We start from the raw sequence: 20,210 nt of genomic DNA on the forward strand, positions 1-20,210 counted from the left end.
ACACGATTTTTATTCTCCCCTACTAACAGCCTCTTTTGCTTCTTCTTTCATCTTATTAATAGCAATTGTATGTTTCTCACCTTCGCTATACAAGTTTTTCCCAAGAATTACACCAGACCGTTTTTTAGCCATTTTAGTTTTTCTCATTGTATAGAATCCGAGAGCGGCAGTACCATATAAACCACCCAATCTCTTATCCTGCTTGTCTCTATCTGCTTCGCTCATTTTATTCTTAGCGGAAGCAGTCAAATCGACAAGTGAAGATGACAATATCCTTGTAGACTCACCAACATCACCAACGATATGGAACAAAGGTGACAGCGTTCCAAGCTTTTCATTGACATCAGCAAGAGTGTTATTACTATTTTGGATAAAGTTCCCTGTCTCCTGTAAGATGCCGTCCAATTGAGTTGGGAGTTGTTCAATTGTCTTATCAACTCCGTTTAAAATAGAAGCAACATTATTCAATACGCGTGCGAGATAAATGGCAAGTACCAATAACGCGATTCCAATCAGCAATACGCCGATTCCCATTAAATCCATATCCATCCCTCATTTCATTTTTTAAAATTAAGTACGTTTTCCACGTTGCCAAGAAGTTAATAGGCTTGAAGCGAATTCAGAAAACTGAATGACGCGCACGAACGGTTTTATCCCCGGCAATGAAGAGTTTTGTGCATAGCGCTCAGTTCGCACTTCCAATTCCTCACTCAATAATGATGACGAATCCCCAACATGCTTGACCGTATAAAAAACACTATTTAATGCCAGTGATTTTTCTTCAATATCTGTTGCCGTAGTATTTGCCTCCGCAATCGTTCGTTCCAATTCAATAATCGACTTATCCAGTTTAGTTTCAAACGTACTGACAGTCTTTCCAACAGTCCCAATGATACCTGACACGCGGAAAAGCAATTTTGCAAAGTATACTGAAACAAGCGCAAACGCGATTGCTACGACAAACACGCTAATATGTATGAAAGCCATTTATCTGCAGCTCCTTCCTTCTCATTTTATACCACTTAGACATGGCCCATGAAACATAAGTATTTTTATGATTAATCAGAAGTTAAAAATCAATCCTTTCTACCTAATCACAAACAACCACTTTATCTCATTCTAACAGATTTATTCTGCATCCCAATTCCAATATGTAATTTCACCTACTGAAACGCTATGAATTCCTTTTAATTCTCGCAGTTTCATTAATTCTTTGACTGGACCTGTAACAACCGCACCGTTCGCTTGGAAACCCTGGTCCCTGAAATGGTCGTACCTCTATAAAATGTTAGGATCTATTTTGAGCTTTCTATAGCTTTTTCAATTAAGACTGAAAAATGTTTCCGATCAACTGAATCGATTGGCAACTTGCACACTAGATATTCGGAATTCTGTATATGTATTTGTGGTAAATACATCAGATGAAATACTTCCTTTCATTCGCCAATTCTCCGTTTACAAAAGTACGCTCAACGAAAGTAATGCTTTGATCATGCCCTACTAACAAAACAGTAGACGAACGGGTTCCATAATTAGGAGTTTTGATGAAGAGCGGTGATAGTTGCCGTTCGAGGTCCAAGCCTACCCCCGTATTCGGCAATAGTGCATCTGGCGCGACGTCAGCATCAGAAATGAGTTCGAACAGTGCATCAGTATCAATAATAGCGTGTTCCAATACATAATCCCGAAGTGTAGTTCTCCCCTTCACCACTTTCGGCCAAGCAGTGTTTAGAAATTGATTGCTCAAACCATGCGTCCCTGCGGATACTTCCATAATTTTTGGTTGCTTATTGGAAAAGTAGAATAAGGAATCAGCATCACCAACGAGAATGTTGAATCCTGCATAATCATCTTTTCTCTCTTTTAACGTTTCGAGGAAAACTTCGGGCGACACGTTCCCCGCCAAAAAATTTGTGACGATATCCCCACGCGTTTTTTTGTCGGCATTAGCTTCTCCCGGATCACGGTAATTCGTCAATGCTGCAAATCGACCAGACTTCGTTATACCGAGCCAAGTCCCCATATGCAATAAATCACGTCCTGCCAATATATCAGGCTGATCCGCCCAAAATTCTGCGGAAGCTGTCGGACGTTCATAAAACTCATCTCGATTTGCAGCTACAATCAATTTGTACATCGGATGGTCAGCGTAATGAAAATTAATCAGACACACTTTCTCACGTCCTTTTAACCTCTATTATACATTGAATCAATACTAAGTTTCTGAACAATGATGTATCATAAATTCATTCGGTTAGAAATTGACAAAAAAACTAAATTCTCGTTCACACTAGTAATAATCTATGCTCCTTTTGTTAGTGTAGGGCACAGATTGAATCATCACTTCCCTCCCTACAATTGGCATTTTTTATTTTTCTGCAAGTAATTTAGTTATAGCAAACAATTGTTTTACATATTTCCACTAATAATTCAGTGGGTACCTTAGATTTAGGAGGTGAATTAAAACTATGATGTTAGAATTTAAAAATAAAAAAAGATTTAAAAAAGCTAAAATTACAACCTTTATATTTTACACATTCTTTTTCATACTGCTTGTAGGTTGTAAACAGAGTAGCACAGATTGGGCCTTCCATTTTGTAGTATGGAACGAAGATATATACGAAATTGATAAATCGGTTATTGTTGATGTAGAGAAAGAAATTGGCACGGTGAAAAAATATGTAGAAAATGAAGGAAACTATAAAGGGGTATTTTCAAATTTTGTTCCAAAAGGTACAAAGTTATATAAGATAAAAGATATAAATGTTAACGAAGCAATAGCAGTAGAGTTAGATGGCTATTATATTGAAGCGAGAACCCAGGGAAAGTATGGAGAATAAAAAAAGGCATTTGGCACTAATGCAATTCGGAATTTTGTCTGTACCAGCGGCCTTAAATTTAGTTTGTTTATTAAAATAGTCGAAAGGGGTGGTGAAATGCTTGATATCTCTACTTTGAGCGCATTTATTATCGTCGTCATCGGATTGTTTTTGATACCAGGACCCGCTGTCTTATTAACAATTACCCGGGCGGCACAGGGAGGTCGTAAAACCGGAATCATGACAGGGCTTGGCATAGCAACAGGAGATTTCATTCATACGTTATTTTCTGCTGTCGGGTTTTCAGCAATCCTAATGACCTCCGCCGTTGCTTTCAATGCTGTGAAATTCGCGGGAGCGTCCTATTTATTATACATGGGTATTCGGGCGATTTTGGCAAAAGCCTCGACAACCAAGATGCCTGATATTTCACAGGTGTCAGCGTCACGCGCTTACGGGCATGGTATTTTGGTGGAAGCTTTGAATCCGAAAACTGCTCTTTTCTTTTTAGCTTTTTTCCCACAATTCGTAAAGCCGGAAAATGGGTCAACTTTTATCCAATTTCTAATTCTAGGCATTATTTTCGTTGCATTGAGTATGATCTATACAACAATTTTGGCAATTGGTACGGGTACGATTGGGCGACTGATGAAGCCCAGATTAGGGATTGGCCGGTGGGGCGGAAAAATTTTAGGATTAATTTATATCGGCATTGGTTTTAAAGTCATTTTTCAAAGTCGTTAACACTTTATTGGTATAGATAATTATATTTTCCAACAAGAGGTTTCGTGAAGTTAACAAGAACCGGGTCTCTAAAACTTGTTTAGTATAAGGCCCTAAAACCATAATTTCCAGCTCTGTATCAAAATCAAATACCCTATATATGTTGAACAAATGAATATCGGATATGCACTTTACAAGGCTTTTGGGAGGCTGTTGAAAAGTCTGATACCTAGCATAAAATAGAACTCCTACCAATACCGCTTCGACGCTTTGTGGATGCCTCCCGCGATAAGCCAGAAAGGAGGCCGCTTTCAGTCTTATCGCTCCGGCTACCACGAAATCGCGTCTTCGCTAGACGGTCTATGTGAGAAAGCGCATTTCATTAGCGGTGATGAAATCTGCAAGTTGGAGTACGACTTTCTTTAATATAATTAGTATCAACTAGTAATCACCTTATTATCTCAGCATATACATCTCAAAATTACATTTCTCTCGATAATGAATACCCTAGCGCAGGCGCGACAAAGGCATCCCCAAAGCGCCAAGCGTTCTACAACCCACTCCCCATCCCTTGAATAATAATAATTGACAATCAATACGCGTTGTAACTATAATGATTACACCGGGAGGTTACTTGCAATGAAAATCAGTAGTCGCTTTACAGTTGCAGTTCATATTCTATCCCTCGTGGCGATTGAAAGTAACGAGCTTTGTACTTCGGAATGGATTGCAGAAAGTGTGAATACAAACCCTGTAGTCATACGAAGAATAATTGGTAAACTAAGAAATGCAGGACTTATTCAAGTTCGGCAAGGTCTTGGGGGAGCTACGCTTCAAAAACCTTTAAAAGAGATTACTTTACTCGATGTGTACAGAGCAGTCGAAGTCGTGGAAGAAGGCGAGCTTTTTCAATTTCATGAAAAACCAAATCCAAATTGCCCGGTTGGCGCCAACATTGAGGCAGTTCTTGAGCTGATTTTACTTCGAGCTCAAGAAGCAATGGAATCTGTGTTACATGAAATTACGATGGAAGAATTAGTATCGGTATTAACACAAAAAATCGGATAGTTCATTCGATTTTTCAGCCACCGCTGTAACTGTAACCATTACAGTTACAGTTGGATTAATTATAGCCAATGGCTTCAAATCACTAGGCGCGTATTATTTTATGTGCATAAAATAACTAATTTACTGGAGGATTTAAACATGAAAATTGGAATTATCGGAGCTACAGGAAAAGCAGGAAGCCTTATTGTAAAAGAAGCGAATGACCGTGGACACGAAGTAACAGCTATCGTTAGAAATGCAGCAAAACTAACTGAAAAAAATGTTGTCGCCCTCGAAATAGATATATTTGATCTACAAGCTGAAGACCTTCGTCAATTTGATGTTGTTGTAAATGCATTCGGTGCTCCTGCAGGGCAGGAACATCTTCATCTAGATGCCGGAAGAGAGTTAATAGAGGCGTTTGAAGGCGCTCCAGAAACAAGATTGATTGTTGTAGGTGGTGCGGGAAGCTTGTTTGTAGATGAAGCTAAAACTATCCGTCTTATGGACACACCGGAATTCCCTAAAGAATACTTTGCAACTGCTTCCAATCAAGGAAAGAACTTAGAAGACCTGCAAAAGACGAGTGGAGTTAAATGGACATTCATTAGCCCAGCAGCATTCTTTAATCCTGAAGGAAAAAGAACGGGTTCGTATCAAAAAGGAAAAGACAATTTAATCGTGAACTCAAAAGGTGACAGCTATGTAAGCTATGCTGACTATGCAATTGCAGTTCTTGATGAAATCGAAAATCCTCAACATATAAATGAACGTTTCACCCTTATTTCTGAAGCGGAATAACTTAGTTTTAGGAGATGAGAACAATGCAAACAGAAACTAGGAAACCCGGAATTGAAATTGGAATATATACATTTGGGGATCTTGGTCCAGATCCCCTAACTGGAAAAACAATAAGTATTCATCAGCGCCTTCATGAAGTATTGGCTATTGGAAAGCTGACTGAAGAAGCCGGACTTGATATTTTTGGTGTCGGTGAGCATCACCGCTTAGACTATGCCGTATCAGCTCCGCCAGTTGTTCTGGCGGCAGTGGCACAAAACACGAAGCGTATTAAATTGACGAGTGCAACGACTGTTTTGAACACAGTCGACCCTGTTCGCCTATTCGAGGATTTTGCTACACTCGATTTAATTTCGAATGGTCGCGCTGAGATTATTACAGGTCGTGGTGCATTCGTTGAATCTTTTCCGTTATTCGGTCATGACTTAAACAATTATGACGAACTGTTCGATGAAAACATACGACTGCTTCAACAATTGAATACCAATGAAATCGTCAATTGGAATGGGTCATTCCGTTCGCCTTTAACTAATTCTATGATTGCCCCGCGCCCTGTTCAAAATAAACTGCCGATTTGGGTTGGTGTAGGTGGAACACCTGATAGTGCAATACGAGCTGGAAAACTTGGAACTGGTTTAGCATTAGCTATCCTTGGTGGGGATCCAATTCGTTTCAAACCACTTGTTGATTTGTATCGCCAAGCCGGCATAAGTGCCCGACATCGTGTAGAAGATTTAAAAGTGGCTGTAACAGGACATACGTATATAGCAAAGACATCCCAACAAGCGAAAGACGAGTTTTATCCTTACTATGCAAATTATTGGGGATACGTGAACAAACAGCGTGGAATGGGCACGAGAATTTCCCGTTCTGATTTCAGTCATATGGCCAGTCCCGAAACCGGGTTATTTGTCGGTAGCCCTCAGCAAATAATTGAGAAGATTCTCCACCAACACGAACTATTTGGACATCAACGATTCATTGCACAAATGGATATCGGCGGCTTGCCGTTTTCTAAAGTCGCAGCGAGTATTGAAATGTTAGCAACACAAGTAGCTCCGATCGTTCGGCGTGAAACGGCTCGGTAAGTCTATCCCATGAGAATTCAACTCGAAACATAGCAACCATTTGAAACCTCATCAGAAATAACCCCAATTATTTGGCAATATGCAACAATATACTAATACTAGATGAATGGGGAGATTACTTACACTCCCTATTTTTCGTATTACACCACTCATTTATAAATATCATAAGCGTCTTGGTAAATACCACTAATTCTTCAATGTTTATCTTTTCATCGACTGAATGTGCCTCTTCCAACTTTCCAGGACCATAGATAACAGTTGGAATTCCTGCTGCTCCTAGCCAGCCCGCATCTGTTACTGATCTCGACATACCTATTATTGCAGGACTTTTTTCGGTTTGTTCATGACAATGCGCAAGAAGTTGAACAGCTGCATGGTCCGCATTCATTTCAAGCGCCGGAAATATTTCTCCACGTTCTTCAATCATTGATTTTCCCCCCCAGCGAAAGTGAATGGGATTTTCTCTTAACCACGTGTCTGCTTTTGCTACATTGTTCAAATGCTCTTCGATTTCTTTTGTTACAGATTGATAGGTTTCATTCGGATAGAAATGAACGGTGATCCAGAGCCGACATTCATCCGCCACAAAAGCTGCATGCCTTCCTCCTTCTATAACTGCCGGATTAATAGTAGTGGTGCCAGGCACAAAACCCGGATATTTTTTTGTCACAGCCCAGTGACGTTCTAAATCTTGTAATCCAGCAATAACCTTCATCATCTTTTCTATCGCACTAGCCCCATTAACCGAACCGCCTGCATGAAGCATACTCATCCTCATTGCATCATGGAAAACTTCCTTACTTTTAATCGTTATCCAGCCGGTAATCACACCACCCTGACCATGAATTTGACGATCACTGCCATCGACTACGAGTGCAAAATCTGCTGTATAGCCTTTTTCCATACATGAAAGTGTTCCAGCCTCTCCCGCTTCCTCCCCAATGACAGTCTGAATTTGCAAATCACCTTTCAGTTCCACACCTAGCTCGTTTAATAATTTAACGGCTAGTAAAGTCGCGGCCACTGCAGCTTTCATATCAGATGTTCCTCGCCCATATGCGTTGCCATCTTTAGTCGTCAGTTCAAAGACAGGCACAGTCCACTCTGTTTCATCCCCCACTTCCGCAACGTCTATATGTCCATTAATGATTAGGCTGTTATACAGGTTTCCATCCGTTCCCTTTTTAACGCCTACAACGTTCGGGTCGCCAGGAAATACATCCCAACTAACCGTTTCAAATTTTTCTTGTTCTAAAAAGTCTTGAATATACCGCTGTACGCCTGTTGTATTTCTTGCCGGTGGACTAACTGTCGGGAAACGAACGAGGTCCGCTAGCAATTGCACTAACTCCTCTTGACGTTCATCAACTAGGTTACTAATTCTATTTTCCATTTTACTCATCCATCCCTTATCTATATTTTTGGTAGGTGAATCTATATACGTTGAAATAAAGAATTCCATTGAATTCACTACGGCGCTAGCCCTTGTAATGCGCCTTCGCACAGTTCACTATCTTTATTTCATTTGTTCAACATATATACACTGGAACAGAAAACAGCCGCTTTCCATAATCGGAAGGCGGCTGTTTTCTACGCATATAAAGACATTGAGTGTAGAGTTTCAGCTGCTTCCCTACGCTAGTATGAACTAGATCAGGTTCGAAGGGTTTACATCTATGATGTGTCTCAGCCTAAACGGCTCCCCTAGCAGTATCTATTTAGTTTTATTCTTCTTCACAATGCATCTGTTCTTTCTTCCCCTTTAGGAAGATAGTTCGATAAGTCGATATCACGTAACCCGTTCTTTATTTTAGTTGTGTAACCTAAATTTTCATTCGATAAAAACGAAGCTTTTGAAGCAATCATTTCTTCTAATAAAGGCAAATACGTCGGATCAATATCTTTCCAAAGTTTGTACGAATTTATTAAATCCTCTAAAGTCAGATGCTTGTAATCATCGCCTTTAAAGTCACGTAATGCGGAAATACGATACCAAATATCGCCATTATCACGAATCCAATCCTCTTTATCCGCTACAATCGCTGTTTGTATAGCCTGCGCTGTATCTAAATACTTCTGATCACCGAACTCATTATAAGCCATGAGTAAAACGTTCATACCGCCCAACACATGATTCATAGAGGCATGCGTCGTTACTTGCTGTGCAATCGGGAAGTAATCCGCGATGTAGTAAGACTCGTCATTCACAGCAATGACGTTTCCTTTACTTTTTTGCGAGACCAGTAAGTCAGCATAATTACGCAATGGTTCTTTTGCATTATCAATTCCAAAATCAGCGCCACTATTATAGTAGAAAAGCGCGATTTGCTCATTAAAACGTGTATCAATGAATGGAGCTGTAATGTCATATAAATCTTTCAAATAGGTGCTTGTAACTTCTGTTTCCCAATAATCTTTGTCACCTTTGAAATTCTTCAAGTTAACAAATGAGTTGTAAATTAAGTTCTCAAAATAACGATCCTCTTGCTCATTATATAAAACCAGCGCACGATCTTCTTTTAATAGAAGTAAGTTCCGCCCATATCCTTGCCCTGTATCAGGCATTGGCTCTGTGGTTATCGCCATTTTATTGTATGGGCCACCCGCCGTGTACCAATTATTACGTTTTTTATAATACTTAGCTGACTCAAGCATCCAGCTCTCCATATTCTCTTCATTCGCAAATAATTGGTCATCCGCATTCATATACCACTGATCTACAATGTCATTGCCTTTTGAATTTAACGTATGCACAGACAATAATGTTGTTCCAACCTGAGCATAAGACAGTGCCTCTTTTTCACCGAGCAATTGACGCATGTAACTGTAGCCATCATTCTCATACTCTAATGACAATTGCTTCGACAAATAAGACTGACCAACCATCCGCTCCTTCACTGATCCATCTAGCTTCACAAACTTGAGTAAACCCGTCGGATAGGATGTTGTGTCACTGCCAAAAACGTCTTTATCATTACGTTTAATCTTGTATTTGTCATAACGGTTTAGCTCAAATGAAGCCACTTCATTTTCTTTTTGAATGACATCTACTGTTACAGCAGATTCAGTAGGATTAATGATTTTCGAAAATAAGAAGTAATCGCCATTATCAAATGAACGAACCGTTAACTCAATGGTCGCACCTTCTATACCGATGTCATAAGTGTAAATATTATCGCGAGAAAATGAGTTATCGATTCTCGTATGATTCGTGAAAAGTATATTCTCTGTCGATCTTAAGTAAATCGGATGTTCATCAAATGACACCTTCATTAAATTCACAGCAGAAGGAATCCTAGTAAAATTAGGCGACAGCTCTAAGTTAGTTAGTTCATATTTTTTGGTAGTTGCAATGTTCCCCTTCTCCACAAGTACTTGATGCAGAATCACCGCAAAAGTAGCGCGGTCTACTTGTGATCCGTGATTGAATAGACCATTTTGTATGCCTGGCATAATTCGGTATTGTGGAACTGCGCCTACACTTCCTTTATCCAATGAAATAAGACTTGGCGATTCGATTAATGCACTATCTTGCAAATTGAATGCATCTACTAATGCCAACTCCATTTGCCTACGTGTTAAAGGTTCTTCCATACCAAAAGAATTGCCTGTCACGTCTTTGCTTAAAAATTCATATCCCGCTTTTGTAAAAGATTGAGTAGCCTCTCCAACTGTCATTGCTAGATCCGGACGAAATTGCATATCGCCGTAACCCGTTAATATGCCCATTTCTACAAGTTGCATAACTTCATTTTTCGCCCAGTGGCTATTTTGAATATCCGTAAATTTTGCAGCTGTCGTGACATCTTCTGATTTAACGACTTGAGCTTCTGCCGCGTTAGCTGTTAATACAACAGTAGCTGACGTCGGTAAAGCTACCGTTAATGCTAAAGCGAGAAACAGTGTAGTTATTTTCTTCATTTTTGTTTAAAGCCCTCCTTTAGTTAAAATTAATAACATCAAATTATAGTTAAGTATAATTATAACACTTTTGGATACTATTTTGGAGTCCGTCCACAGGAGAAAGCAAGGCTGAACAATAGCAATTCAATGGAAAAGAAACACCAGTCCATAATCATTGACCTTAGTAACTCTTGAGTGTTAGGGTTTTCACTTGCCAACTAATTCGGCAAACTACAAAGGAGGAATTGCAATGAAGCAATTGATACAACAGGAAATTCACCTAGCAAATCGTCCCAAAGGAATGCCTGCGAAAGAAGACTTTACCTTTGTAAAGAATTCAGTTCCCTCACCAAAAGTAAATGAAATTTTAGTACGGACGCTTTATTTATCTGTTGACCCATACATGCGTGGAAGAATGCAAGATGCCAAGTCATATATTGCTCCATTTGAATTGAATAAGGTCATTTCAGGGGGTGTCGTAGCTGAAGTAGTTGAATCCCAGTCAGACGCCTTTAAACAAGGTGATGTCGTTGTTGGGAATCTTGGCTGGGCTGAATATACCGTAGCTACTCCAAATGAAATTCGCAAAATAGACCCTAAAATGGCACCTATTTCAACACATTTAGGTATTCTCGGCATGACAGGTTTAACTGCCTATTTTGGATTGCTTGATATCGGAAAACCCCAAGAAGGCGAAACGGTCGTCGTTTCTGGGGCTGCCGGGGCAGTTGGATCAGTAGTTGGACAAATCGCGAAAATCAAAGGTGCCAAAGTAGTAGGTATTGCAGGTTCAGATGAAAAGATTGACTACTTATTGAATGTACTCGGCTTTGATGCAGCTGTAAATTATAAAAAGGATAGTTTCTGGACAGATTTAAAAAATTCCGTACCTGCTGGGGTAGATGTCTATTTCGATAATGTAGGCGGCGACGTTTCAGACGCTGTTTTTACAATGCTAAATCGAAATGCTCGTATTCCATTATGCGGATCAATTTCTTCCTACAATGCTGAAGGAAAAGATAGAGGTCCACGTATTCAATCAGCTATGATCAAGACGAGCGCTATGATGCAAGGCTTCACGCTAGGCGATTTTGCCACTGATTTTGAAAGAGGGTTTACCGACTTAGGTAAATGGCTACTGCAAGGCAAACTGAAATATGAAGAAACAATTGTTGAAGGATTTGAAAATACACCAGAAGCATTCCTTGGTTTATTTAAAGGAACAAATCTGGGAAAACAGCTCGTAAAAGTGGCTAATCCTGAATACGCGAAACTTTAACATTTAATGTGAAATAGCATGACCTGCAACTTCCAAATACTTATTCAACAATCTCCTCAGGTTACTAAATGAGGAGATTTTGTTTTGTCAAAAAATCTAAACCTTGTTGTGTTTGTTCGTAACAAAAACTATTTCAAGCTCTTTTACATATACTGCAGTTCCTGTAATTTCAATATCATAACTTTTTTCATTTTTCGAGACTTTAACTAGTACACGACCATCCTTTCCCATTTCATGGCCTTGTTCTACTAAAATACGTAGATGGTTTTCGAAGTTTCTATTTATGTATTCGGCGTAATAAGCACCCATCACTCCTGAGGCTGTTCCTGTAACGGAATCTTCAATTGTACCGGAATATGGTGAAGAGAAATGACGAGCATGCATATCTGCATTTTGATCGTACGTCTCCAAACAAAAAGGATGAATAGATGCTTTAGGTATTTCTTTTAATACGGATGGAAATAGCTCATTGTTAGCTTTCATTTTATTAAAAATGCTAAGTTTCTTAATTGGAACTAACAATGTCCATGAACCTGTACTACCATATACAGTGGGTAAATCAGATTCTATATCATCTCTATTAATTCCGATTGAATGGGCCAATTCTTCGTACGAACCGCTAAAGTCTTTTAATTGTGGGGAATCTTGTTTCATAGTTATGTACTCCTCACCATCCGCTTGTGAATCTATTCTGATAGGTAAAATCCCTACTTTCGTTTCAATTGTTAGTTTACTCTTATCATTCAATAAATTCTTAGACTTTAAAGCATATACAGCAGCAATTGTTCCATGTCCACATAAATCCATTTCTTGTCCTGGTGAAAAATAACGTATTCCAAGATCAGCCACATTCGAATTGACTAAAAATGCAGTCTCGTTGAAACCTGCCCTGTAAGCTATTTCTTGCATCTCAAAATCTGTTAAATCATCCCCGTTCAGCACTACTCCAGCAGGATTTCCTTTGTTTGGCTCTTTACTAAATGCGTCATAATGGTAAATAGTTATCGTTTTCACTCTTCATTTCTCCCACCTAAAATAAATATATTATCCACTCTTCATTTCCATACAGTCATATACTTCTTACGGTATTTGATATCTTCTTCTGTCTCAATCAAACCCATTGCTATCTGTTTAATTTCTTCCTCTTTTAATGCATCATATAAATTTTTCAAGCCTTGAATCATATCAAATCGAATCAAGGTGTAATGTTTTTCATGCACACCGTTTTGAAAACGTTCCACTATATGATGAATCACTTGTTGTTTTTGTTCCTTTCCAGCTAAGCCCACTCTCCATATCGACTGTAAGCTATGTCGGGCTGTAACAAATTTCGGATCCTTGGTCACTTCCCATAACGCTGGAAAATCGCCTAATATGCGTTTTTCTGGATCACTTTTCGCAAGACCAGCTAGGAACTGAGCACCCCTAGATCTTCGATGATTATCGGAATCTGTTAGCCATTCCTTTAATTCGTCCCAAACTTCATAAGCCCAGTCCACTTCTTCATTTACAGCTGCATTAATAGCATTAAACGCTTCAAATTGAACATTTTTGTCCTTTGCTTCTAGGTTTTCAAAGTAGGATCGGGTTACACTGTCCACTTGATTCAACTCCCTCTCAATAAAAAGTTATTTACTTACGACATTACATCTTACCGATAAATATACAGTGAACCCCCTCATATATCTATCGCTATACTTCATTAATAAATTGACCGTGAAATTTCTCCATGTTAAAATCTGATTGAGTGATCAGTTAAAAATTTGATTGTACAATCAAATTAACTTGGAGGAATCATAATGTATATAGATAATAGAGGTCATATAAATGAAGGAAGATAACAAAGTTGAAGGAAAAAAATCGTTTATCGCAGAAGCAAGACGTGACCAAATTGTGGAAGCAGCAATTAAAACCCTTGATGAAATTGGATACTTAAAAGCCAGCCTTTCTCAGATTGCTAAAAGAGCGGACATCAGTACCGCATTAATTTCTTACCATTTTTCGGATAAGAACGATTTGATGAACCACCTTCTGATGAATCTTGTAGAAGGGTCAACATCCTATATCTTAGAGAGAGTTGGTCGAGAAAATACAGCTTTTGAGCAACTGAATACATTCATAGCGGCAAATTTAGCATATCAAGGTACGCATCCGACACGTTATACGGCTCTGATAGAAATTATCTTTAATGCCAGAACGCCCGATAACATTCCCTACTATAAATTAGGCGATGATGAAGAGGACCAAATCATGTATGAACTACAACAAATACTACATTATGGTCAAAAACAAGGGGAATTCGGATCTTTTAATGTAGTAGTCATGGCCAGTATGATTCAAGGAGCTATCGGAGAGTATATGGCTCACACTGCTATAACAAAAAAAGTCGACTTGGATACGTATAGCAGCGAGCTCGTGAAAATTGTTAATCAGGCAGTAAAGGCTAACAAATTTGACTAACGTTACTCTAAAGTCAAATCCTATCTCCAATTATGATCGGAAGCTTGCTCCGGATCTTGCCCGCGGCTTTATGCTACTGTTCATCGCATTGGCACACGCCCACGTATTTCTATACGCCGTCGATCGAGAAATCACAAAGGTTGACCAGATCGTTGTATTGTTTCGGCAAGTCTTAGTTGACGGCCGTGCATTCCCTATGTTCTTTCTCCTCTTTGGCTACGGAATGGTCCAGCTCATGCTCCGTCAGGAAGAAAAAGGTAACGATTGGATTTCAATTCGCAAGCTGTTCCGCCGGCGAGGCTGGTTGATGATTCTCATCGGTTTCTTGCATGTAGCACTATTATTCGAAGATATCATAGCATTATATGGCCTGGCTACCCTTCTCTTGGTCGGATTCCTCCGTGCATCAGACAAGAAGCTGTTGTGGATTGCTGGAATATTTCTAGTTCTAGTAGCAATCTTTGGTTCATTGATGCCTCGTGGTTACGACGCCTTGATAGAAGACGCTACGCTCTCTACAATAGCGCTAAAGAACCCATTTCTCGCTAGTGCTATCCGTATTCCGGAGTGGATTATCTACACACCTTTGCTTGTCTATCAGGTCGTCCCTGGCATGCTTATCGGAATTTTGGCGGCACGGCGGCGAATCCTCGATAATCCGGCGCAACACCGGCTCTTGCTTGTGCGCACTTCAATGATTGGTATTGGTCTCGCTACTGTCGGAGCAATCCCGTTGGCACTGATGTCCTCACAGTATTGGACTAATCCATCTTTTGGAGCGCAGACGTTCGCTACTATTCTACACACCGGTACTGGCTATGCAGGTGGATTGGGCTGGGCGGCGTTTATCGGATTGTTAGTCATCAAGCTTGGGGAAAAACGAGGACCCATCACTATGGCTATCGCCTCAGTAGGACAGCGCTCGATGACCTTTTACATTTTTCAATCGGTCGTATTCATCGCTGTTTTTGCTCCGTATGCCGGCGGTCTAGGTGCACATTTGGGCCAAGCCGGCAGCGATGTCATCGCGTTATTCACCTGGCTCCTCTCAGTAGTCATCGCCGAGTTCATGCGTCGCGCTAATGTGAGAGGTCCTGCGGAGACCTTGTTGCGAAAGCTGTCTTATCGTACTTGATTTACTGATTGGGATAGTCATTAACTTAGGATGCAACTAGGTTGTTAATTAAGAAAGCGATTGTGTGAAGGTAGTTACTCAAGAAAAAGGAGATTACAATGAATTTTATAGAGAAAGTATTTAATTGGATGGTAATGATTGGACTAGGATTATTAGTAGGACGAATTATTACACTTGTGTTTAGACTACTCGATATTCCGTTTACAACCTTTTTTATAGACTACAGTATCATTTCATTGATCATTTTAATAGTAGGCGCGATTGGTTCACAAATGATGAAGGATAATAAAAAATAAAAGGTATCTGGTGCTAATACAATTCAGATTTGCATTAGCACCAGATACCTTAATTTTATAATACCCCTCTCTTCCTTTGATGAAGATGAGGGGTTATTTTTGATTCTATCGCACTAATTTACTTAAGAAAATAATCCGCGGTATCTTTCCAATTGTTTAATCGTGTATATCCGGTTGTATGGACATTATGTGGAGCTGTGAAAAGTAGGCCCTTCCCCTGAAATGTTTCTAAATTACTTGGCGTATCGTCTATCAAATAATCTGCAAGAATTATGCTTTTATCGCCGCAAAAGACGAAATTCTTTTCATTCAAAAAACTGAAGTGTTTCTTTAGCCAGCGATATTTTGGTGCTAACGAAGCTGGAAACTCCATTGCTGCGGTTACAATGTATATTTCATAGCAAGCACTTAATTCTTTTATCACTTCTTGACTATCTTTTATCACGTCTAACTCCAAGAAAAATAATTCGTTTGCTAAATAGTGGTCCACTTTCTTTTCAAATCTAGCATCTAATTCTATGAGTTTCTTGCCATGCAAATGGTGGTCCGTATAACTTTCGTTAAATTCGTCATTAAATAATTCTAGACATTTAGCGCTAAAATGCGATATGACTTCATCCATATCTATCGCGATACGTTTCACAGTATTTACCCCTTTATGATTCATCTCATCATATTTTTTCTACTAAGTAAGTTGACATAAGAATCCTCTCAACAACGCTCGGCGCTTTGTGGATGCCTCCCGCGATAAGCCAGAAAGGAAACCACTTTCAGTCTTATCGCTCCGGCTACCACGAAGACGCGCCTACGCTGGATGGACTATGTAAGAAAGAGCTTTTCATTATCTGCGATGAAATCTGCAATCGGCATATACATCTCAAAATCACATTTCTCTCGATAATGAACATCCTAGCGCAGGCGCGGCAAAGGGGTCGCCGATGCTGTAATACTGGATGCGAAGCGCTAATCCAGGCTTACTGCGTAGGGCATACCCAAAGCGCTAAGCGTTCTACAATCCACACTCCGAATTAATACTAGCTCCTTATTGAGCGCCACAGTAAATTTAGTGGGATACATTAATTCAACATATATAGCATGCAATTGTCGTTCATATACTGACTAGTGCTATGCACGGCTTATCTGAAATTTATGCCCCACAACATTTTTCATACTTTTTTCCACTTCCATGCCAAGCAACCTCTGAATATCGGAAATATCCTCAGGCTTGTCCCCCACTTTCAAATGTAATATTCACGAGATTCTGTGCACTCACACAATCCAAAAGCTGTGACATCCACCAGAGTTTCCAACTTTATTCAGCAGGGGTTTGAATCCCTGCTGAATAACCTTAAATCGATAATATCTCCCGAATATCGTCTTCCGATAACGAGGATAGCATCGTTTCACCCGTTTGAATAACTTGATCGATTAATTCCTTTTTACTTTGCTGCAATTCGTTTATCTTTTCTTCTATTGTTCCTTGGGCAATCAGTTTTATAACTTGAACGACATTTTTCTGCCCCATTCGATGTGCCCTCCCAATCGCTTGCTCCTCGATTGCTGGATTCCACCATAAGTCATAGAGAACAACCGTATCCGCACCAGTTAAATTCAGGCCAGTCCCGCCAGCTTTTAATGAAATAAGAAAAATCGTTTCAGATCCTTCATTAAAATCATCGACAAGTTGGACTCGCTCCTTGGCTGGCGTTTGACCATCTAAATAGAAGCAACTTTGTCCTGATTGTACAAGCTTTTCCCGAATAATTTTCAACATACTTGAAAACTGTGAAAAGATTAAGATTTTGCGGCCATTTTCTCGTCCGTTTTCAATAATCTCAAAAAGCTCTTCCAGCTTTCCAGATTGCCCTTCGTAGTTCTCGATGAATAAAGAGGGGTGACAACAAAGCTGCCGAAGTCTTGTCAGTCCCGCCAAAATTTTAATTCTCCCTTTACCTAAACCTTCTGTGTCAAGTGACTCTTTTGTTTCAGCGCGGATTTTGTCCAAATAACCGAGGTAAAGCTCCTTCTGTTCTTTCTTCAGTTCTGAGTAATGAACCGTTTCAATTTTGTCAGGTAATTCCTTCAAAACGTCCTTTTTCAACCTTCTCAAAATAAAAGGTTTAACCAGCCTAGCAATGTATTCAGGTTTTAAACTACGAAACGTTTTCTGATCATGTAAAAACCCAGGCATGATTGCTTGAAAAATCGCCCACAACTCGTCCAATGAATTTTCAATCGGCGTTCCAGACAAGGCAAACCGCTTATGCGCCGTTAACGCCCTTACTGCTTGCGCAATTTTAGACGCATAGTTTTTTATCGACTGCGCTTCATCTAGAATAAGCGTATGGAATTCTTGCTCCTTATACCACTCTAAATCCTGCCTCAACGTATGATAGGAGGTAATGTATACATCCGGAATATTATCCTGGTCCAAAATAGCCTTTCTTTCCTGAACCGTTCCAGTAGCGATATCCACCCTTAATTCAGGAGAAAACTTACTGAATTCATTCTTCCAATTATAAACCAATGATGCTGGAGCGACTACGAGCACGGGCTTCCCCGACTGAGCCTGCTTCTCCGATTGGATATAAGCAATACATTGCAAGGTCTTTCCTAAGCCCATGTCATCTGCTAAAATTCCACCCAGTTGGTATTGTGCCAATGACTTCAACCACTGAAAACCCGTCAACTGATAATCTCGCAAGTTTGCTTGAAGTGTGTCCGGTATCACATATTCTTCTTCCTCTGGGGATTTAATGGCGCTTATGAACTGCCGGAAGCTTTTCCCGAATTTCCGGTTCTGTTTGTCCAACTGCGTTAAGCGCTCTTCGATTTGCAGACCTCTATATAACGGCATGTTCATTTTACCATTTACCATTTCAATCGATTTATCATTTAACTCTTTATAAAGATCTGCTACGTCCTTCAACTGTTCATCATCAAGTGACAAAAAGGCTCCAGTTGGTAAACGCACATAGCGTTTCTTTTCAATAACAGACTGGAGAATATGTGGAACCTTGTCGTAATCCACTCCGTCCATTGAAAAGTCAACTTCCAATAGGTTCCCACTTGAGTGGATATCGACAGCAACTTTAGCCATTTTCTCTGTAGGTAGAATCAATGATTTAATGGCTGGCGCTAAAAATATGTCTGCCTTCTCTTCAAGTAGCGCCAATGTGTCGTATAGAAATCCGAATATATCTTCCTCGTCATCTGTGTAATACTGATTCTCACTCACTTTCAATGAAGAATCCTCGAATGCATTCATAAATAATTGTTCCTGTTTTGCATCACGGATTAATATCGTTTGTTCCTCATTAGCATCGGTCTCACTTTGGGCAATCGGGTTAATGACAATCGAATCGTAATGATACTCTACCTTCACCTCGATACGATCACTAGTCCCTTCCACAAACATTTTCACCCGCAGTGGAGGATTCATAATAATCGCAGAAACAGTCTTAGCTACTTGAACCTTACCAATTTCCTTTAGCTTTGGCATGGCTTGTGAAACAAATGTCCCAACTTGTTCAGCTGATATCGGGATAATTGGACTTCCTCCACTTTTAATTAATGGAACGAATAGTTGTAATGCCCGTTGCTGTTCACCCGATAGTTTATGTAATTTCCCTTTATATGCATACCAGCCATAGGTTTTAAAATATTCCCCATCTACATGTCCGCTTACTTTCAATTGAAATTCTTTAGACTTGCCATTTTCAAGCGAAAAGGAGAAAGGAAGATCTTCGTCTACAATTTGCAGTTGTCCATACACGAAATCTTCTTGCTGAAAAACACAATTTTGATGTTGCAAGGTAGCAAGTAACTCATCCACCGCGTATGGAGGTATGACTATATCTTTTCCTGACCTACCGTTACCTCCCCAAGTACTCGTATCATAGATGGTTTCAGTTTTATAAAACTGCATTAATTTATGGATAATCGCCAAATCTTCCATTTGAAACACATGATATGCGGGATCATACGTAAAATGCTTGCCAAACTGCAAGTCCGAGTTGTGTGAAATACTATCGAATAACTGCCGAATATCCTTGACGATATATAATCGTTTAGTTCCAATTTTCATCTGAATGTCAAAAATATCTTTTTCTCTATAATAGCTAGCTAACGTATGTGCCCTCAATAGAAATTCTACTTTCAAATAGCGCTCATCGTCTGCATTCAATTCTGAACGATTGCTACTTTCTCCAAAGTAATCAATCAACTCTTCAGCTCGCCGATATCTTGCATTTTTCGTTTCACTCTTTTTGCTACTAGTAGCAACGTTTTGTTCATCGGCAATTGCCAAAAGCGTAGCACAAACATGCTTACACTCTCCATAAGAATAATGCGCAGGACAGTTACAATCATCATCAATGTCGTAACCATTCAATTCTATTTGAACAGTATACAACTTGCTTCCTGAGACTGTTGCACGCCATATATTCTTAGCACTATTTAATTGTAAACCATGTACTCTACCACTTTTATGGTAAGCTTCTCCTTTATTAAATGTAGAAGCCATAAATATTCTTTTTATTAAACTAGTATCTAATTTGTTCATATATCTTCCCTCCACCTATTTTCCCGGTGCGAACACTCACTTTTATCCTCTATTATACAATGTTCCAAGTTCTAACCGTAAATTTCGTCTTTTCC

18 protein-coding genes, 1 pseudogene and 1 riboswitch are annotated in these 20,210 nt (G+C 39.6%); of the genes and pseudogenes, 9 read left to right on the forward strand and 10 right to left on the reverse strand.

Going from position 1 to position 20,210, the window contains the following annotated elements; all coding sequences use genetic code 11:
• Positions 1–9: 9 nt before the first annotated feature.
• From MKZ26_RS08400 to MKZ26_RS08415, 4 genes and pseudogenes are all read right to left on the reverse strand, one after another.
• Entirely contained in the window at positions 10–543 is a 534-nt protein-coding gene (locus tag MKZ26_RS08400) for a DUF948 domain-containing protein (RefSeq protein WP_340765721.1), read from the reverse strand.
• 27 nt (positions 544–570) lie between these two features.
• Positions 571–987 (reverse strand): DUF948 domain-containing protein, encoded by a 417-nt coding sequence (locus MKZ26_RS08405; RefSeq protein ID WP_340765722.1) that lies wholly within the window; start codon positions 985–987, stop codon positions 571–573.
• Positions 988–1,128: 141 nt separating this feature from the next.
• Positions 1,129–1,266, reverse strand: a pseudogene (locus MKZ26_RS08410) (anti sigma factor C-terminal domain-containing protein); the annotation flags it as partial.
• A 151-nt stretch (positions 1,267–1,417) separates the two neighbouring features.
• Entirely contained in the window at positions 1,418–2,173 is a 756-nt protein-coding gene (locus MKZ26_RS08415; RefSeq protein ID WP_340765725.1) for an NRDE family protein, read from the reverse strand.
• Between the two features lie 295 nt (positions 2,174–2,468).
• On the opposite strand from MKZ26_RS08415, the gene MKZ26_RS08420 reads away from it, so the two are divergent.
• The 5 genes from MKZ26_RS08420 (at position 2,469) to MKZ26_RS08440 (ending at position 6,478) form a co-directional block, all read left to right on the forward strand.
• Complete coding sequence (locus MKZ26_RS08420) at positions 2,469–2,840, forward strand: hypothetical protein (RefSeq protein ID WP_340765728.1); 372 nt, start codon at positions 2,469–2,471, stop codon at positions 2,838–2,840.
• A gap of 96 nt (positions 2,841–2,936) precedes the next feature.
• Positions 2,937–3,563, forward strand: coding sequence for a LysE family translocator (locus tag MKZ26_RS08425; protein WP_340765729.1), 627 nt, complete (start codon positions 2,937–2,939; stop codon positions 3,561–3,563).
• Between the two features lie 618 nt (positions 3,564–4,181).
• Positions 4,182–4,610 carry an Rrf2 family transcriptional regulator gene (locus tag MKZ26_RS08430; RefSeq protein ID WP_340765731.1) on the forward strand — a complete coding sequence of 143 codons (429 nt, stop codon included), beginning with the start codon at positions 4,182–4,184 and terminating at the stop codon, positions 4,608–4,610.
• 138 nt (positions 4,611–4,748) lie between these two features.
• Positions 4,749–5,390, forward strand: a complete 642-nt coding sequence (locus MKZ26_RS08435) for an NAD(P)-dependent oxidoreductase (protein ID WP_340765733.1) — start codon at positions 4,749–4,751, stop codon at positions 5,388–5,390.
• 23 nt (positions 5,391–5,413) lie between these two features.
• Positions 5,414–6,478 carry an LLM class flavin-dependent oxidoreductase gene (locus tag MKZ26_RS08440; protein ID WP_340765735.1) on the forward strand — a complete coding sequence of 355 codons (1,065 nt, stop codon included), beginning with the start codon at positions 5,414–5,416 and terminating at the stop codon, positions 6,476–6,478.
• A 115-nt stretch (positions 6,479–6,593) separates the two neighbouring features.
• On the opposite strand, the gene MKZ26_RS08445 is transcribed toward MKZ26_RS08440, so the two are convergent.
• Both MKZ26_RS08445 and MKZ26_RS08450 read right to left on the reverse strand, forming a co-directional pair.
• Entirely contained in the window at positions 6,594–7,880 is a 1,287-nt protein-coding gene (locus tag MKZ26_RS08445; protein ID WP_445683457.1) for an acetylornithine deacetylase, read from the reverse strand.
• A 211-nt stretch (positions 7,881–8,091) separates the two neighbouring features.
• Positions 8,092–8,194, reverse strand: a riboswitch (TPP riboswitch).
• A gap of 18 nt (positions 8,195–8,212) precedes the next feature.
• Complete coding sequence (locus MKZ26_RS08450) at positions 8,213–10,399, reverse strand: S-layer homology domain-containing protein (protein WP_340765739.1); 2,187 nt, start codon at positions 10,397–10,399, stop codon at positions 8,213–8,215.
• 232 nt (positions 10,400–10,631) lie between these two features.
• Between MKZ26_RS08450 and MKZ26_RS08455 the strand changes: the two genes are divergently transcribed.
• Complete coding sequence (locus MKZ26_RS08455; protein WP_067206771.1) at positions 10,632–11,660, forward strand: NADP-dependent oxidoreductase; 1,029 nt, start codon at positions 10,632–10,634, stop codon at positions 11,658–11,660.
• A gap of 96 nt (positions 11,661–11,756) precedes the next feature.
• Here the strand turns inward: MKZ26_RS08455 and MKZ26_RS08460 are convergent, their stop codons facing one another.
• Both MKZ26_RS08460 and MKZ26_RS08465 read right to left on the reverse strand, forming a co-directional pair.
• The gene (locus tag MKZ26_RS08460) at positions 11,757–12,674 is read right to left on the reverse strand and encodes a PhzF family phenazine biosynthesis protein (RefSeq protein WP_340765741.1); all 918 of its coding nucleotides are present in this window, start codon (positions 12,672–12,674) and stop codon (positions 11,757–11,759) included.
• 41 nt (positions 12,675–12,715) lie between these two features.
• Positions 12,716–13,261 carry a hypothetical protein gene (locus MKZ26_RS08465; protein WP_340765742.1) on the reverse strand — a complete coding sequence of 182 codons (546 nt, stop codon included), beginning with the start codon at positions 13,259–13,261 and terminating at the stop codon, positions 12,716–12,718.
• A 226-nt stretch (positions 13,262–13,487) separates the two neighbouring features.
• On the opposite strand from MKZ26_RS08465, the gene MKZ26_RS08470 reads away from it, so the two are divergent.
• The 3 genes from MKZ26_RS08470 to MKZ26_RS08480 all read left to right on the forward strand — a co-directional run bounded on the left by MKZ26_RS08470 (position 13,488) and on the right by MKZ26_RS08480 (position 15,551).
• Complete coding sequence (locus MKZ26_RS08470) at positions 13,488–14,120, forward strand: TetR/AcrR family transcriptional regulator (RefSeq protein ID WP_340765744.1); 633 nt, start codon at positions 13,488–13,490, stop codon at positions 14,118–14,120.
• Between the two features lie 325 nt (positions 14,121–14,445).
• Positions 14,446–15,255, forward strand: a complete 810-nt coding sequence (locus MKZ26_RS08475) for a DUF418 domain-containing protein (protein ID WP_340765746.1) — start codon at positions 14,446–14,448, stop codon at positions 15,253–15,255.
• A 98-nt stretch (positions 15,256–15,353) separates the two neighbouring features.
• Positions 15,354–15,551: a hypothetical protein gene (locus tag MKZ26_RS08480; protein WP_340765748.1), complete on the forward strand. Its 198-nt coding sequence runs from the start codon at positions 15,354–15,356 to the stop codon at positions 15,549–15,551.
• Between the two features lie 118 nt (positions 15,552–15,669).
• On the opposite strand, the gene MKZ26_RS08485 is transcribed toward MKZ26_RS08480, so the two are convergent.
• Positions 15,670–16,194, reverse strand: coding sequence for a 5' nucleotidase, NT5C type (locus MKZ26_RS08485; protein WP_067206758.1), 525 nt, complete (start codon positions 16,192–16,194; stop codon positions 15,670–15,672).
• A 705-nt stretch (positions 16,195–16,899) separates the two neighbouring features.
• Entirely contained in the window at positions 16,900–20,115 is a 3,216-nt protein-coding gene (locus MKZ26_RS08490; protein WP_340765750.1) for a DEAD/DEAH box helicase, read from the reverse strand.
• Between the last annotated feature and the right edge of the window lie 95 nt (positions 20,116–20,210).

It is taken from the genome of Sporosarcina sp. FSL K6-6792, from assembly GCF_038004885.1.
In the GTDB taxonomy this organism is placed as follows: Bacteria; Bacillota; Bacilli; order Bacillales_A; family Planococcaceae; genus Sporosarcina; species Sporosarcina psychrophila.